This is a genomic window from Streptomyces sp. NBC_01142 (genome assembly GCF_026341125.1).
Lineage (GTDB): Bacteria > Actinomycetota > Actinomycetes > Streptomycetales > Streptomycetaceae > Streptomyces.
Genome location: NZ_JAPEOR010000001.1, coordinates 1044811 through 1060034, shown reverse-complemented (window position 1 = coordinate 1060034; position 15224 = coordinate 1044811). Strand labels below are relative to the sequence as shown.

Annotated in this window: 13 protein-coding genes, 1 pseudogene and 1 riboswitch; of the genes and pseudogenes, 8 read left to right on the top strand and 6 right to left on the bottom strand. The window is 70.1% G+C overall.

From position 1 onward, the window contains the following. Positions 1-229 precede the first annotated feature (229 nt). Positions 230-994 carry a GntR family transcriptional regulator gene (locus tag OG883_RS05060; protein ID WP_266541243.1) on the top strand — a complete coding sequence of 255 codons (765 nt, stop codon included), beginning with the start codon at positions 230-232 and terminating at the stop codon, positions 992-994. Between the two features lie 33 nt (positions 995-1027). Here OG883_RS05060 and OG883_RS05055 read toward each other — a convergent pair whose 3' ends face one another. Continuing rightward, positions 1028-1174: a hypothetical protein gene (locus tag OG883_RS05055; protein ID WP_266535512.1), complete on the bottom strand. Its 147-nt coding sequence runs from the start codon at positions 1172-1174 to the stop codon at positions 1028-1030. Between the two features lie 180 nt (positions 1175-1354). On the opposite strand from OG883_RS05055, the pseudogene OG883_RS05050 reads away from it, so the two are divergent. The 7 genes and pseudogenes from OG883_RS05050 to OG883_RS05020 form a co-directional block, all read left to right on the top strand. Next, positions 1355-1546 (top strand): annotated as a pseudogene (locus OG883_RS05050) (YbdD/YjiX family protein); the annotation flags it as partial. A gap of 135 nt (positions 1547-1681) precedes the next feature. Continuing rightward, positions 1682-1972: a DUF3311 domain-containing protein gene (locus OG883_RS05045; protein ID WP_266535510.1), complete on the top strand. Its 291-nt coding sequence runs from the start codon at positions 1682-1684 to the stop codon at positions 1970-1972. Continuing rightward, positions 1969-3594: a monocarboxylate uptake permease MctP gene (mctP, locus tag OG883_RS05040; RefSeq protein ID WP_266535509.1), complete on the top strand. Its 1626-nt coding sequence runs from the start codon at positions 1969-1971 to the stop codon at positions 3592-3594. The genes OG883_RS05045 and mctP overlap by 4 nt, the downstream gene beginning before the upstream one ends. Positions 3595-3882: 288 nt before the next feature. Continuing rightward, positions 3883-4016: riboswitch (cobalamin riboswitch) on the top strand. A gap of 145 nt (positions 4017-4161) precedes the next feature. Continuing rightward, entirely contained in the window at positions 4162-6561 is a 2400-nt protein-coding gene (locus OG883_RS05035) for a ribonucleoside-diphosphate reductase subunit alpha (protein ID WP_266535507.1), read from the top strand. Beyond that, positions 6561-7574, top strand: a complete 1014-nt coding sequence (locus tag OG883_RS05030) for a ribonucleotide-diphosphate reductase subunit beta (RefSeq protein WP_266535505.1) — start codon at positions 6561-6563, stop codon at positions 7572-7574. The genes OG883_RS05035 and OG883_RS05030 overlap by 1 nt, the downstream gene beginning before the upstream one ends. Positions 7575-7714: 140 nt before the next feature. Beyond that, positions 7715-8119 carry a DUF2809 domain-containing protein gene (locus OG883_RS05025; RefSeq protein ID WP_266535504.1) on the top strand — a complete coding sequence of 135 codons (405 nt, stop codon included), beginning with the start codon at positions 7715-7717 and terminating at the stop codon, positions 8117-8119. A gap of 189 nt (positions 8120-8308) precedes the next feature. Continuing rightward, entirely contained in the window at positions 8309-9277 is a 969-nt protein-coding gene (locus tag OG883_RS05020) for a helix-turn-helix domain-containing protein (RefSeq protein ID WP_266535503.1), read from the top strand. Between the two features lie 67 nt (positions 9278-9344). Here the strand turns inward: OG883_RS05020 and OG883_RS05015 are convergent, their stop codons facing one another. The 5 genes from OG883_RS05015 to OG883_RS04995 form a co-directional block, all read right to left on the bottom strand. After that, complete coding sequence (locus OG883_RS05015; RefSeq protein WP_266535501.1) at positions 9345-10082, bottom strand: D-Ala-D-Ala carboxypeptidase family metallohydrolase; 738 nt, start codon at positions 10080-10082, stop codon at positions 9345-9347. Between the two features lie 184 nt (positions 10083-10266). Further along, positions 10267-10896 (bottom strand): peptide deformylase, encoded by a 630-nt coding sequence (gene def / locus OG883_RS05010; RefSeq protein ID WP_266535499.1) that lies wholly within the window; start codon positions 10894-10896, stop codon positions 10267-10269. A gap of 62 nt (positions 10897-10958) precedes the next feature. Then, positions 10959-11939, bottom strand: a complete 981-nt coding sequence (locus OG883_RS05005) for a hypothetical protein (protein ID WP_266535498.1) — start codon at positions 11937-11939, stop codon at positions 10959-10961. 112 nt (positions 11940-12051) lie between these two features. Further along, complete coding sequence (locus tag OG883_RS05000; RefSeq protein ID WP_266535496.1) at positions 12052-13350, bottom strand: HD-GYP domain-containing protein; 1299 nt, start codon at positions 13348-13350, stop codon at positions 12052-12054. A gap of 355 nt (positions 13351-13705) precedes the next feature. Next, positions 13706-15178, bottom strand: a complete 1473-nt coding sequence (locus OG883_RS04995; protein ID WP_266535494.1) for an HD-GYP domain-containing protein — start codon at positions 15176-15178, stop codon at positions 13706-13708. Positions 15179-15224: the final 46 nt, after the last annotated feature.

The following is a 15224-nucleotide window of genomic DNA, read 5'->3' as shown; positions in this document are numbered from 1 at the left end:
AGTACTGCCCGTGGGGCTGGGACCTGGTCTTTAATGGTTTAGACCAGTACCGGGAGCTTGGCCTAGACCTTTAGGGGTGTCAAGGGTGTATAAGAAGGGCTGTCGCGTCCGTTATCGGACCGACACCTGAGGGAGGGCGACGACCCGTGACCGGACCGTGCCACCATGTGAGCCGCGACAGACGGAGGAGCCGGTGACGGCAGCAGCGCAGGAGTCGGAGAGGCGGGCCATGACCACGGACGGGGGCGGCACCGAAGCCGAGAGCGGGGCACAGACCCGTACGGCACGCGTGCCCAAGTACTACCGGCTGAAGCGCCATTTGCTCGATATGACGGAAACGCTCCCGCCCGGCACCCCGGTGCCGCCGGAGCGCACACTCGCCGCGGAGTTCGACACCTCGCGCACGACGGTGCGGCAGGCCCTCCAGGAGCTGGTGGTCGAGGGCCGGCTGGAGCGCATCCAGGGCAAGGGCACCTTCGTGGCCAAGCCCAAGGTCTCCCAGGCCCTGCAGCTCACCTCGTACACCGAGGACATGCGGGCCCAGGGCCTGGAGCCCACCTCGCAACTGCTGGACATCGGGTACGTCACGGCCGACGACACCCTGGCAGGGCTGCTGGACATCTCGACCGGCGGGCGGGTGCTGCGCATCGAGCGGCTGCGGCTGGCCAGCGGCGAGCCGATGGCGATCGAGACGACGCACCTGTCGGCGAAGCGCTTCCCGGCGCTGCGCCGCAGCCTGGTCAAGTACACCTCGCTCTACACAGCACTGGCGGAGGTGTACGACGTCCATCTGGCCGAGGCCGAGGAGACGATCGAGACCTCGCTGGCCACCCCGCGCGAGGCAGGGCTGCTCGGTACGGACGTGGGCCTGCCGATGCTGATGCTCTCGCGGCATTCACGCGACACCAACGGCGAGCCGGTGGAGTGGGTGCGCTCGGTGTACCGGGGCGACCGGTACAAGTTCGTGGCCAATCTGAAGAGGCCGGTGGACTAGGAGTCCGATGGTGCGGCCCCGGGCGCGCTGCTCTCAGCCGACCAGCACCTCGGCCGCGGCAGTGCGCGAGACCCGGGTCGCACCATGCGTGACCGGATGTACGTCGCCGAGCGCGGCCCGCCCGGCGACGGCACGGCCGAACGGCCGGTCCGACCGGCGGCCGCACTTGGTGCAGGCCAATTCCGATATTGGCGTAGACCAACCAGAAGTGTCAAGGAGAATGAACCACCCATAGGCCCGAACTCGACTCCGCGAAAGGGCTGTTGAGGAAGCCTTACTCCTTGATTGCCGCACCCGAACGAGCCAGGGAATCTCCCGGAGACCGCGTAACTCGAAGAAGCCCCTTACGCGGAGTCGAAGTTGGACTGCGACGGCGCCATTGGTGCGGTCCGGCGGTACGTACGGGAATTGCTGGATGATTCGGCGTACGAGCGGTATGTCGCGCATGAGAGGTCCCACGTTCCGGCCGCGTCCGCGCCGTCCCGACGGGAATTCGAGCGGATGCGGACGGACCGACAGGAGTCGGACCCGTGTGCGGGGTTCCGCTGCTGCCGAAGTGTCACCGCACGCGACGCGACCAGAAGTCGTTGCCGTACCGATATACGGACGGGGGGTGACGCTGCGCGCACCCTCGCCTAGATTTCCTGCGCATTACACAGATGATGGGCGAGGAGACGGAGCCGCCGTATGTCAGCAGTGCCTGAGGCGCCACAAGCGCCGGAAGAGCCTGAAGCGCCGGAAGTGAAACAACCACTGATCACGCCGGTGCGTGTGGTCGTCGCCCTCTGTCTCTTCGCGCCGTTCGTGGCGATGCTCTGGGTCGGCTCGTACGCGAAGGTCGAGCCGATGTTTATCGGCATTCCGTTCTTCTACTGGTACCAAATGCTCTGGGTCCTCATCTCGACCCTTTTGACGATGATCGCGTACAAGCTGTGGCAGCGTGACCAGCGCGCCCGCAAGGGGGGTGCGTCGCAGTGAAGGACGGCGTGAACGGCGTAGCACTCGCCGTCTTCATCTTCTTCTTCCTGGCCGTCACGGTCATGGGCTTCCTGGCCGCGCGCTGGCGCAGGGCCGAGAGCGAGAGCCTCGACGAATGGGGCCTGGGCGGCAGGTCGTTCGGCACCTGGGTCACCTGGTTCCTGCTCGGCGGCGACCTGTACACGGCGTACACCTTCGTCGCCGTCCCCGCGGCGATCTACGCGGCGGGCGCGGCGGGCTTCTTCGCCGTCCCGTACACCATTCTCGTCTACCCGCTGATCTTCACCTTCCTGCCGCGTCTGTGGTCGGTCTCGCACAAGCACGGGTACGTCACCACCTCCGACTTCGTGCGCGGGCGCTTCGGCTCGAAGGGGCTTTCGCTGGCGGTTGCCGTCACCGGCATCCTTGCGACCATGCCGTACATCGCGCTTCAGCTGGTCGGCATCCAGGCGGTGCTCGATGTGATGGGCGTCGGCGGCGGCGAGGACACCAACTGGTTCATCAAGGACCTGCCGCTGCTGATCGCCTTCGGCGTGCTGGCGGCGTACACCTACTCCTCCGGTCTGCGGGCACCGGCGCTGATCGCGTTCGTCAAGGACACGCTGATCTACATCGTCATCGCGGTGGCGATCATCTACATCCCCATCAAGCTGGGCGGCTTCGACGAGATCTTCGCCAAGGCCGGTGACGCCTACGCGCAGATCAACCCGGCGACGGACAAACCGCGGGGCGCGCTCGTACCCGGGGAGATGGGCCAGTGGGGTTACGCGACCCTGGCGCTGGGCTCGGCGCTCGCGCTCTTCATGTATCCGCACTCGATCACGGCGACGCTCTCTTCGCGCAGCCGTGACGTGATCCGCCGCAACACCACGATCCTGCCGCTGTACTCGCTGATGCTGGGTCTGCTGGCACTGCTCGGCTTCATGGCGATCGCGGCCGGCATCAAGGTGCAGAACGGTCAGCTGGCGATCCCTCAGCTCTTCGAGACCATGTTCCCGGACTGGTTCGCGGGTGTCGCCTTCGCGGCGATCGGGATCGGCGCGCTGGTGCCGGCGGCGATCATGTCGATCGCGGCCGCGAATCTGTTCACCCGGAACATCTACAAGGACTTCATCAAGCCCGATGCGACACCGGCGCAGGAGACCAAGGTCTCCAAGCTGGTCTCGCTGCTGGTGAAGGTGGGAGCGCTGGCCTTCGTCCTGACCATGGACAAGACGGTGGCGATCAACTTCCAGCTGCTCGGCGGCATCTGGATCCTCCAGACGCTGCCGGCGCTGGTGGGCGGCCTGTTCACCCGCTGGTTCCACCGCTGGGCGCTGCTGGCGGGCTGGGCGGTCGGCATGATCTACGGCACGGCGGCGGCGTACGGCGTGGCGAGCCCCACCCAGAAGCACTTCGGCGGCTCGTCCGCGGAGATTCCGGGTATCGGCGAGATCGGCTACATCGGCCTGACGGCGTTCGTGCTGAACATGCTGGTGACGGTGGTCATGACGTTTGTCCTGCGGGCGGCCAAGGCTCCGGAGGGCGTCGACGAGACGGACCCGTCGGACTACACGGCGGACGCGGGCGACCCCGGCGTCCGGACCGAGCTCCCCAAGGCAACGGCGGGCGCGGGTCACTGACCGCGGCCTCGACGCAAGGGCCGTCGCGCTTCCCGACAGGGGCGCGGCGGCCCTTGCGCGTTGGCCGACGCGAGGCCTTGCGCGTTGGCCGACCCGAGGGGCTGAAGCGTCAGCCCGTCCGGCGATCGGGGACACTCCCGAAGGCCGTACGGGGTCCGGAGCTTGCCCGGTTTCGGGAAGAGGCAGGCAGGGGAAGCCCACCGGCCCACACGCACCTCTCCGAGTCGCGCCCTCCTCCATACGCGGGCCACGACACAACATGTGGGGGGTGCGTCATCAAGCGGCCCCCACATGTATGCTCATGCTCGCTGTCGCCGCAGGGGAATCCGGTGCGAATCCGGAACTGTCCCGCAACGGTGTGAAGTGGTGCGCTTTGTCGTACCTGGTCAGTCCGAAGACCTGCCGACGGTGCATCCGGCTCGACCGAACCGGATGCCGAGACGTCCGGGCCTCGCGGTTGGGCCGGTGGATGCCGTGCGGTGTGCTGCCCTTCTGCGGGCACGTACACGCCCGTACGGCCTTCCCCCTCCCCCCGCCGGCCCAGAGCCGAGCGAGGGAGAGCACCACGTGACCATCGCGCCAGCCGATCCGGCTTCAGGCATTTCCGACCAGGTGGCGGACGGCCCCGGGACCGCGCTTCTGCGGACCCTGACCGACCTCACCGCGGATCTGCCCGACACCGACCCGGGCCGTGTCGCCGCCGCCGCACTGCGCGGCCGCAACGCCGCATCGGACGCTGCCGAGTTGCGAGGCCTCGCCACCGACGCGGCCGCGGGCCTGATCTCCGAGGACCCTGCCTACTCGCGGCTCGCAGCCCGCCTGCTGACCCGTCACATCGCGGACGAGGCAGCCGGGCAGGGCGCGGTGGCCTTCTCCGCCTCCGTCGCGGTCGGCCATCGCGAAGGCCTGATCGCCGACCGCACGGCCGAGTTCGTGGAGCTCCACTCCGCACACCTGGACGCTCTGATCGACCAGGCCGCCGACGACCGCTTCGGGTACTTCGGGCTGCGGACGCTCTACAGCCGCTACCTCCTGCGGCACCCCCTCACCCGCCAGGTGATCGAGACGCCGCAGCACTTCATGCTGCGCGTCGCCTGCGGACTGGCCGAGGACACCTCGGTACGCGCCCTGGACGAAGTCGCCTCGCTGTACGGGCTGATGAGCCGGCTCGACTACCTCCCCTCCTCCCCCACGCTCTTCAACTCCGGCACCCGCCACCCGCAGATGTCGTCCTGCTATCTGCTGGACTCTCCGCTGGACGAGCTCGACTCGATCTACGACCGCTACCACCAGGTCGCGCGCCTGTCCAAGCACGCCGGCGGCATCGGGCTCTCGTACTCCCGTATCCGTGCCCGCGGTTCGCTGATCCGCGGCACCAACGGCCACTCCAACGGCATCGTGCCGTTCCTGAAGACCCTTGACGCCTCGGTCGCCGCCGTGAACCAGGGCGGCCGGCGCAAGGGCGCCGCCGCGATCTACCTGGAGACCTGGCACGCGGACATCGAGGAGTTCCTCGAGCTGCGTGACAACACCGGTGAGGACGCGCGGCGTACGCACAACCTGAACCTCGCGCACTGGATCCCGGACGAGTTCATGCGCCGTGTCGAGGCCGACGCCGACTGGTCGCTGTTCTCCCCCGCCGAGGTGCCGGCCCTGGTCGACCTGTGGGGCGACGAGTTCGACGCCGCGTACCGCAAGGCGGAGGCCGAAGGGCTGGCGCGCAAGACCATCCCGGCCCGCGAGCTGTACGGCCGGATGATGCGCACGCTCGCCCAGACCGGCAACGGCTGGATGACCTTCAAGGACGCCTCCAACCGCACGGCCAACCAGACGGCCGAGCCCGGCAAGGTCGTCCACTCCTCGAACCTGTGCACCGAGATCCTGGAGGTGACGGACGACGGCGAGACGGCCGTCTGCAACCTCGGTTCGGTCAACCTGGGTTCGTTCGTGGTGGAGGGGCCCGACGGCGGGGATCTGGACTGGGCGCGGCTGGACGAAACCGTCCACACCGCCGTCACCTTCCTGGACCGGGTCGTCGACATCAACTTCTACCCGACCGAGCAGGCCGGGCGCTCCAACGCCCGCTGGCGGCCGGTGGGCCTGGGCGCGATGGGCCTCCAGGACGTCTTCTTCAAGCTCCGTCTCCCCTTCGACTCGCCCGAGGCGAAGGCGCTCTCCACGAAGATCGCCGAGCGGATCATGCTCGCGGCCTACGAGGCGTCCTGCGACCTCGCGGAGCGCAACGGCCCGCTGCCCGCGTGGTCCGAGACCCGCTCGGCGCGCGGCGTACTGCACCCCGACCACTACGACGTCGAGCGGAACTGGCCTGAGCGGTGGGACGCGCTGCGCGCCCGTATCGCGAAGACCGGCATGCGCAACTCGCTGCTGCTCGCCATCGCGCCGACCGCGACCATCGCGTCGATCGCCGGTGTCTACGAGTGCATCGAGCCGCAGGTCTCCAACCTCTTCAAGCGCGAGACGCTGAGCGGTGAATTCCTCCAGGTCAACGCCTACTTGGTGGAGGATCTGAAGAAGCTGGGCGTGTGGGACGCACAGTCGCGTGAGGCGCTGCGCGAGGCGAGCGGCTCGGTACAGGGCTTCAGCTGGATCCCGGAGGACGTCCGCGCGCTGTACCGCACGGCCTGGGAGATCCCGCAGCGCGGCCTGATCGACATGGCCGCGGCCCGTACGCCGTACCTGGACCAGAGCCAGTCCCTGAACCTCTTCCTGGAGACGCCGACCATCGGGAAGCTCAGCTCGATGTACGCGTACGCCTGGAAGCAGGGTCTGAAGACGACGTACTACCTGCGCTCGCGTCCGGCGACGCGCATCGCGCGTGCGGCCGGCGGCGGTGCTGCGGCCGCCGCAGCGCCCGCCCCCATCCCCCTGCAGCAGGCCTCCGCGCCCGACGCCGACGCGATCGCCTGCTCCCTTGAGAACCCTGAGTCCTGCGAGGCCTGCCAGTAATGAGCTCCACCGAAAAGAACCTTCTCGACCCGGGCTTCGAACTGACCCTGCGTCCGATGCGCTACCCGGACTTCTACGAGCGCTACCGCGACGCGATCAAGAACACCTGGACGGTGGAGGAGGTCGACCTCCACTCCGACGTGACCGACCTCTCCAAGCTCAGCCCCGGTGAGCAGCACATGATCGGGCGACTGGTAGCGTTCTTCGCGACGGGCGACTCGATCGTCTCCAACAACCTGGTGCTCACCCTCTACAAGCACATCAACTCCCCCGAGGCGCGGCTGTATCTCTCGCGCCAGCTGTTCGAGGAGGCCGTGCACGTCCAGTTCTACTTGACGCTGCTGGACACCTACCTCCCCGACCCGGACGACCGGGCGGCCGCCTTCGACGCGGTCGAGGAGATCCCATCGATCCGCGAGAAGGCCCAGTTCTGCTTCAAGTGGATGGACTCGGTCGAGAAGATCGACCGGCTGGAGACGAAGGCCGACCGCCGCCGCTTCCTGCTGAATCTGATCTGCTTCGCGGCCTGCATCGAGGGGCTGTTCTTCTACGGCGCCTTCGCGTACGTCTACTGGTTCCGCTCGCGCGGCCTGCTGCACGGCCTGGCCACCGGCACCAACTGGGTGTTCCGCGACGAGACCATGCACATGAACTTCGCCTTCGAGGTCGTGGACACGGTCCGCAAGGAGGAGCCGGAGCTCTTCGACGACGCGCTCCAGCAGCAGGTCACCGACATGCTGAAGGAGGCCGTCGAGGCGGAGCTGCAGTTCGGCCGCGACCTGTGCGGTGACGGCCTGCCGGGCATGAACACCGAGTCGATGCGCGAGTACCTCCAGTGCGTCGCCGACCAGCGGCTGACGCGGCTGGGCTTCGCTCCGGTGTACGGCTCGGAGAACCCGTTCTCCTTCATGGAGCTGCAGGGCGTCCAGGAGCTGACCAACTTCTTCGAGCGCCGCCCCTCCGCCTACCAGGTGGCGGTCGAGGGTTCGGTCGGCTTCGACGACGACTTCTAGACCTCCGGGATTCCGGAGAACCGGGGGAACGGGGAACCGGGGGAACGGGGAACCGGGGGAACGGGGAACCGGGGGAACGGGGGAACGGGGGAACGGGGGGCGCGCCACCGGGTGCGTACGGCCTGCATAGGGTGCCTGGCATGGGTGTTCTTGCGCGTACGCGCCTGGTGGCGTGTGCGGCTGCGGTACTGACCGTGGCCGCGGGGCTGGGAATCAGGGGTGCGGCGACGGGCGAGGCCGCCAAGTACGCGGGGGACGCGCTCTACACCGTGCTCGTCCACACCCTGGTGGTGCTGATCGCTCCCCGGGTGAAGCCTCTGGCGGCCGCCGCGACAGCTCTGGCGTTCAGTTGCGCCGTCGAGCTGCTTCAGCTCACGCAGTTCCCGGCCGAACTGGCCGCGCGGAACCCGCTCGCCCGGCTCGTGCTGGGCTCCACCTTCAATGCGCCCGACCTGCTCTGGTATGCGGTGGGCGCAGTCTGCGCCGGGCTGGTCCACTCCTTCGTGTCCGCCCGCGTTCCCGTCGCGGGGCGGCGCGCCGCCTGACGCAGCTGGCGGTCGATGGCCCGGTCTCTGGCGTGCCCGACCAGCGACGGAAGGACGACAAGCCCGAAAAGGGCCAGTACGAAGAGGTACTCCAGGAATGTGTTCATGCACTCCACTGTCGCCCTCGCGGGCCAGGAAAGTCAGTGGCAGGACTGTCATCAACCATCGAATTACTGCCACACTGGTTGCATGCTGAAAAACGTGGCTGCCGTCCTGCTGGACGGAGTGCACCCCTTCGAGCTCGGCGTCGTCTGCGAGGTGTTCGGCCTCGACCGCGGGGACGTCGGACTGCCTGTCTACGACTTCACGGCCGTCTCCGTCGACGGCCCCACCCTGCGCACGCACGCCGGGTTCACCATCAGCACCCCGTACGGACTCGAACAGCTCGCGCAGGCCGACCTCATCACCATCCCCACCGGCGGTCTGCACGAGAGCCGTGAGTACCCGGAGGAGCTGCTGACCGCCCTGCGCGACGCCGTGGACCGCGGCGCCCGGGTGCTCAGCGTCTGCACCGGCGCGTTCGTGCTGGGCGCCGCGGGACTGCTCGACGGCCGCCGCTGCACCACCCACTGGCGGCATACCGGAGAGCTGGCCCGCCGCCATCCGCGGGCCCTCGTCGACCCCGATGTGCTGTACGTCGACGAAGGGCCGGTGATCACCGCGGCCGGCACTGCGGCGGGGATCGACGCCTGCCTGCATGTCGTACGCCAGGAGCACGGCCCCGAGGTCGCCAACAACGTCGCCCGCCGGATGGTGGTGCCGCCACACCGCGACGGGGGCCAGGCGCAGTACATCGAGCGCCCTCTGCCGCGCACCCAGTGCGACACGGTCGGCGACGTGCTGTCCTGGATGGCGCGTCACCTGGACGAGGAGATGACCGTCGAACAGCTCGCCACCCGGGCCCATATGTCGCCGCGCACCTTCGCCCGCCGCTTCCAGCAGGAGACGGGCACGACTCCCTACCGCTGGCTGCTGCGTCAACGGGTTCTGCTGTCACAGGAGTTGCTGGAGACGACCGACGACACGGTGGACGCGATCGCGGGCCTGGCCGGCTTCGGCAACGCGGCGGGGCTGCGCCACCACTTCCTCCGTACGCTCGGCACCACCCCGAACGCCTACCGCCGCACCTTCCGAGGCCCGGCGCATCGGGTCGCGTGAGGCCCGGTACGCCCGGTGCACCGTGAGGCCCGGTGCACCGTGCGGCCCGGCGCACCGGGTCGCGTGATCAGATGCCGCAACTCGACGCGGACCAGAAGCGGCTCGCGCGGTGGTCGACGTGCGTGTGGTCGCCGTGGCCCGGGTAGCCGGGGCCCAGGATCCCGTTGAACCCGTGGTTGCGGGCCTGCTGCGCCAGCGTGCACAGGGAGTGCGGGCCTGCGCCCAGATCCGCCGCGTCACCGTACAGATGACGGCTGCTCGCCGCGCCGCCGACCGCGTCGTTGCAGGCGTGCGAGCGGAAGCCGCTGGTCACGGTGACGGGCTGGTCGCCGAGCGCATGCCGCAGGGCCTCCAGCTTCCACATGGTGCGCAGCGCGTTGGACTTGGCGGTCGCGGCGCTCACCGCCCCGCCCGCCCAGGTGCTGTTGCAGTCGTTGAGCTCGCTGTAGTTGAAGTGGACGGGCGTGCAGTCGTCGTCCTGGAGCGCGTAGAGCTTGGTGAAGGTGCCGGGTCCCGCCACGCCGTCGGCGCCGAGCCCGTACGCCGACTGGAACCGCTTGACCGCCGCGGTGGTCGCAGGGCCGTAGTCACCGTCGACGGCGAGCACCCCGCCGGATCCGGGATATCCGGCGACCCGGATCTGCAGCTGGGTGACATCGGCGCCGGATGCGCCCTGGGAGAGCGTGCGTGTCCAGGTGTAGCAGCCGTCCGCCTGGGCGGTGCCGGCCGTTGCCACGACCCCGACCAAGGATGCCACCATGAGCATGACAATAGAGAGCAGGAGTCGTGCGGTACGCCGGAACATCGGGCCTCCATACCGTGGGAGCGGTGTACCGCAGAGACTGACGGGACGGCCGATGCGCGTCAACAGGGCCCGGCCGGGCGTCATTTGTCCGTCCAATGACGGCGAAGGGCCCCGCTCTCCACGGAGCGGGGCCCTTCGTCAGCCGTACGTCTCAGCTGTCACGTCTCAGCTGTCACGTCACGTCTCAGCTGTTCGGGACGGTCTCGTACCGCGGCGTGCCCTCTTCCATCTGCCGCAGCGCGTCCTTGCGGTCCCGCTTCGAGAGCCGGTCGATGTACAGGTAGCCGTACAGATGGTCCGTCTCGTGCTGCAGGCAGCGGGCGAAGTACCCCGTGCCGCGCACCGTGATCTCGTTGCCCTCGGCGTCCTGCCCGCGCACCACCGCGTAGTCGGGGCGCGCCAGCTCCGCGTACGCCGTCGGGACCGACAGGCAGCCCTCGTTGGCCTCTTCCAGGACGCGGTGCTCGGCCGGCAGCTCCTCGAGCACCGGGTTGCAGACGACGCCCACGTGACGTACGCCGTCGTCGTCCGGGCAGTCGTAGACGAAGACCTTCCGGTCCACGCCGATCTGGTTGGCGGCCAGGCCCACACCCTCCGCCGTCCGCTGGCTGGCGAACATGTCGTCGATGAGCGCGGCGAGCTTGTCGTCGAACTCGGTGACGTCCTTGCACTCCTTGTGGAGCACCGGATTGCCGACGACCGTGATCGGACGGGACGTGCCGCGCTCGCGGTAAGCGAGCTCGCGCTCCTCGCAGTCCTCCGTGTCCACGACGAAACCATCGTTGACCTGCTGGTCCGTCTCCTGCTGCGCCATGTCCGCTTCTGCGCCTTCCTCAGTACCCGATGCGATGTGCCCGTACAGCCTACGGCCAGGGATCAGCAGACTTCCTCGAGATCCCGCCACTCGCGGGTATCCGGGCTGTCGGCGACCCAGCCGTCCAGCAGGCCTCGTACGAGCCCGGCGGGCGCAGCGATCCCGCACTCGCGCTCGGGTGACCACAGCTCGCCGGCCGTGCGGTGGCCCAGCGGACCCGGGTGGCCCGGCTCGCTGTGATCGTGCGGGTCGAGGTGCTCGCCCTCGCCCTCGGCACTCGGCATCCGGCTCTCCGAACAGGCCCGGCACAGCAGCCGCACGGACGAGGACCAGTCCTCGGCGGCGAATCCGGCATCGGAGGCGAGCTGCTCCAGGGCGTCCCGGTCGGCTTCGGTCGTGGCCTCCAGAAGGACCACCCAGGTGGGTACGGGAGAGGGCGCCCAGAGCTCGATCTCGTCGAAGACGGGGTACGACGGGCCTGCGGTGGTGGTGCGCTCTCCGTGGGGCACGCCGTCGTGGAGCACAACCTCCCCCCAGCGCCGCCCGGAGGACGGCAGCGGGATCGACAGCACTTCTATCCGTGCCGGATCGAGCCTGCGGCCCCACACCACCTCGGCCTCGCCCTCGGGCGAGAGGCGGACGGCCGCGCTGCCCAGCTCCATACCGACCGGCTCGCCGTCCGCGGCGGCCGCGCCCGGCACCTTGAGTCCGTACGCCTGCCAGGCCCGACGGGCCAGTGGCCAGTCCTGGAGGGCGGTGGCGGCGATCCCGACGTTCCACCAGTCGGGCGCGCCCGACTCCTTGTCCAGCAGCGCGACGGCGCGCAGGCCGGCGGCGCGCGCCTGCTCCCAGTCGTGCCGGAACTTGTGCAGCAGCGCCAGATTGAACCAGGACTCGGAGAGCCAGGGCTCAAGGTCCGCCGCTCGTGTCAGCAACGCGCCCGCGTCCTCGTACCGGCCGTCGCCGATCAGCGTGAACGCGCGGTCGGTGGCCTGCCGCCACGAGGCGGAGGGCCGATGCCGTACCTTCCCGAAGATCCTCACGATTCCCGCCTGCCGGTCGCTCGGGTCACTGCCCCCGGACACCCTCTTCTTCGGACACCCTCTTCTTCGCATCCAACCATGCCCGGTCGCAGGCTCGCTCATTACCCATGGGTTACGCAGGTGAGGAGGGGGCCAGACCGCCCCGGGCGAGGACTCTGGCAAGGGATTCGACGACCTCGGGCTGGTAGTCGCGCCCGGTGCCGAGCCGCAGTTGCTCCAGTGCGGTGAGCGCCCCTCCCGCACTGTCGCCCGCAAGATCGTCGTACGCGTTGACGACCCGGACGATCCGGGCGGGCAGCGGCTGTTCCCGGTACGGGTCGGCCTGCAGCTCCACGACGACGGCCACAGCGGCGGGAACACCGGTCTGGCGTACCACAGCACCCCCCAGAAGTGCGATCCGGCGCTGCTCGGCGACGGGCAGGGGGGCGGTGGCCCCGTCCGGAACCGGATCCACCAGCGACAGCTGTCCGATGTCGTGCATCAGGGCCGCGTACTCCAGAACGGTCAGATCGGGCCCGGAGAGCCCCAGCTCGCGCCCGACGGCGGTGCTCAGGGCGGCGACCCGGCGGGCGTGGCCGGGCTGGGTGTATCCGGCGATCTCGGTGGCCCGGGCGAGGGAGGCGATGGTCTGCCGGTAGGTGGTCCTGACCGCGGCGTACCGCCGGAAGGACAGCTGGGTGAGGAGCAGGGGCACACAGAAGACGGGCAGCGCCCACAGTCCGGCGACGGCGACGGCGAGGGCCATCACCGCTCCGGTGGCGCAGACCACGGAGCCGATGCCGAGGAGGGCCCTGAGCTCGTCGCGGAGGAGGGGTCCGTACGGATAGCCGGTGCGGGCGCGGAGCATCGCGGCGGCGAGGACGGCGTCGCAGAGGGCGGTCAGCAGGAGCAGCACCAGGAGAAAGACGGCGAAGTACGCCCCGTGCCCGAGCCGGCGCTCCAACTCTCCGGAGTTGTACAGCGGTTGGAAGCACACGGCGGCGAACCCGACGGTCAGCACCCGCCGCGCCACATGATCGAGCGCGGGCCCGCTCCCGCGCGCCACGTGCGGCACGGCTCCGGCGAGCGCGGCCGCGACTACGACGGCGACGACCTGAAGGACTCCATGGGTGGTGGCCTGCCCGGCGCACTCCCCGAGCAACGCGTACGCAAGCGCCCCGGCGGCCCCGAGCGGCGCGGGCTCCCTCCCCCATGGCTCTTCGAGCATGGGAGGTGCCCCCACCCCGGGCAGGGCGCCCCACCGCGCAATCTCCCCGACGACGATGAATGCCCCGAAGGCGAGCGCGTTCCCGGGCTGATCGACGCCCGCCCACAGCGTCCGGGTGAGCCCAACGCCGGTGAGCAACGCGGCAGCAACGTACACAACCCCGACAACACCACTGCGGCCACTGCCGCCGCCACCCCGGCGCATCACCCCCCACCCGCTTCCGCCGCCCGGCTCCGCGGGCGGCGACCGGAACCGCTGCTGCCCGCGGAGCCGACGGGCAGGGCACACCGGTGGACTGCGGGGCCCGAAGCCCCGCCCGCGGGGAGTCCGCCCCGGCCGGGACGTGAGACGGCCTCGGTCGTGGCCGGCCGGTCGAAGCCGGAGTGGCATCCCGCCGGGTACGCGGGCGCAGCCCCACGGCGCGAAGCTGCCGCACGGGGCAGGGGCCGGGAGGGCAAGGGCCCGGAGGCCAGGGGCCGGGAGGCCGGGGTCTCACCCTCAGTTCCGGGAAGGGGCGGGGTGAGGGAGGCGTCCCCGCCCGCGCCCCTGGGGCCGGCCCTCACCCCGCCCCGCCCACCGCGTCACCCGTCCCGCGAACCGACGTCCTCGCGGGCCCCGACTCCGGCTCCGGCCACGGCGGGACGTTTCCTCGCAGGTCCAGTCCCTCCGGCCGCAGGTCCAGCCCCTCCGGCCGCAGCGCCGCCCCCACCCCCACCGGCTCGTCCGACGTCACCGCCGTCTCCCATCCGTGCCGATCCAGCGCCCGCGCCAGCGCCCGTACCATCTGCGGGTCGAACTGCGTCCCCGCGCACCGCTTCAGCTCCTCCAGCGCCACTTCCACCGGCCGCGCCCGCCGGTAGCACCTGGTCGAGGTCATCGCGTCGAACGCGTCCGCCACCGCCACCACCCGCGCGAACTCCGGGATCTGGCACCCCACGAGCCCGTACGGATACCCGCTCCCGTCCAGCCGCTCGTGATGGTGCAGGATCGCCGCCCGCGCCTCCCCCAGGAACCCGATGCCGCGCACCATCTCGTGCCCGTACTCCGGATGCAGCTCGATCACCCGCCGCTCGTCCGGTGTCAGCGGCCCGTCCTTGCGCAGCACCCGCGTCGGCACCCCCAGCTTTCCCACGTCATGGAGGATCCCGGCGAACCGGAGCAGTTCGAGACGCCCCTCGTCCATGCTCAGTTCGCGTGCGATCAGCACGGACGCCCGCCCCACCCGCTCGCTGTGCCCGCGGGTGTACTTGTCCTTGAGGTCGACGGCCTGCACCAGCGCCCGGATCGTGGCCTGATGGGCCGCGCGCTCCCGGTGGTACTGGGCGAAGATCCAGCAGGAGACGTACATCGGCAGCAGGACGAAGAGCGCGGACAACGGCCCGTACGGGCTGCGCCACAGCACCGCCATCATCAGTCCGGCGAGCCCGTGCACACAGTGCGGCGCCAGGGAGCGCAGCAGCAGCCCGCGCCAGGCGGTCCGTACGGGGAGCCGTTCCGCGGTGGCGAGGATGCCGCCGTCGAGCGCGGTCAGCACCAGGCAGAAGCCGAGCGCACCACCGACGGCCGGCAGCAGCGCATACGGAAAGTCGGGGGCCCGCAGTGCACGCGCCCCGTCCAGCAGCAGATACACCTGCCCCGCGCCCCAGGTGGCGAGCGCCAGCTGTGCCGCGCGCCAGACCCGCCGCACCCCCGCGGGCCGCTGGTCCACCCGTCCCACCAGCGCGCCGGGCACGGCGACGAGCGCGGCCGCGGCGGGCGGCAGCAGAAAGGCGGCGGCGAGCACTACAGGGAGGAACGATCCGGCACCTACCGGCACGGAGCCGCCGAGATAGCGGCAACGGGCGGGCATCTCGCACACGGCGTACAGGCCGGCGAGCAGCAGCACGGCGCTCCACGGCACCCCGGCACCCCCGGCGGTCCCCGCCCACGGCTTCCACGCGGCCGGCACCGGCAACGCCGGCAACGCGCACACCGCGGCGCAGAACACGGCGACCAGAATGTACGCACGTGCCGCTCTCGGTATGGCCCTCACTGCCCGCCCCCACTCCTCAAATCGAGCGCCAGGCTAGCGACTTGAG

Excerpts from the sequence above, each read along its gene's own strand:
- OG883_RS05020 (WP_266535503.1), top strand. The coding sequence starts at position 8,309 with ATGCTGAAAAACGTGGCTGCCGTCCTGCTGGACGGAGTGCACCCCTTC.
- OG883_RS05025 (WP_266535504.1), top strand. The coding sequence starts at position 7,715 with ATGGGTGTTCTTGCGCGTACGCGCCTGGTGGCGTGTGCGGCTGCGGTA.
- OG883_RS05015 (WP_266535501.1), bottom strand. The coding sequence starts at position 10,082 with ATGTTCCGGCGTACCGCACGACTCCTGCTCTCTATTGTCATGCTCATG.
- OG883_RS05045 (WP_266535510.1), top strand. The coding sequence starts at position 1,682 with ATGTCAGCAGTGCCTGAGGCGCCACAAGCGCCGGAAGAGCCTGAAGCG.
- OG883_RS05000 (WP_266535496.1), bottom strand. The coding sequence starts at position 13,350 with ATGCGCCGGGGTGGCGGCGGCAGTGGCCGCAGTGGTGTTGTCGGGGTT.
- OG883_RS05030 (WP_266535505.1), top strand. The coding sequence starts at position 6,561 with ATGAGCTCCACCGAAAAGAACCTTCTCGACCCGGGCTTCGAACTGACC.
- OG883_RS05060 (WP_266541243.1), top strand. The coding sequence starts at position 230 with ATGACCACGGACGGGGGCGGCACCGAAGCCGAGAGCGGGGCACAGACC.
- def (WP_266535499.1), bottom strand. The coding sequence starts at position 10,896 with ATGGCGCAGCAGGAGACGGACCAGCAGGTCAACGATGGTTTCGTCGTG.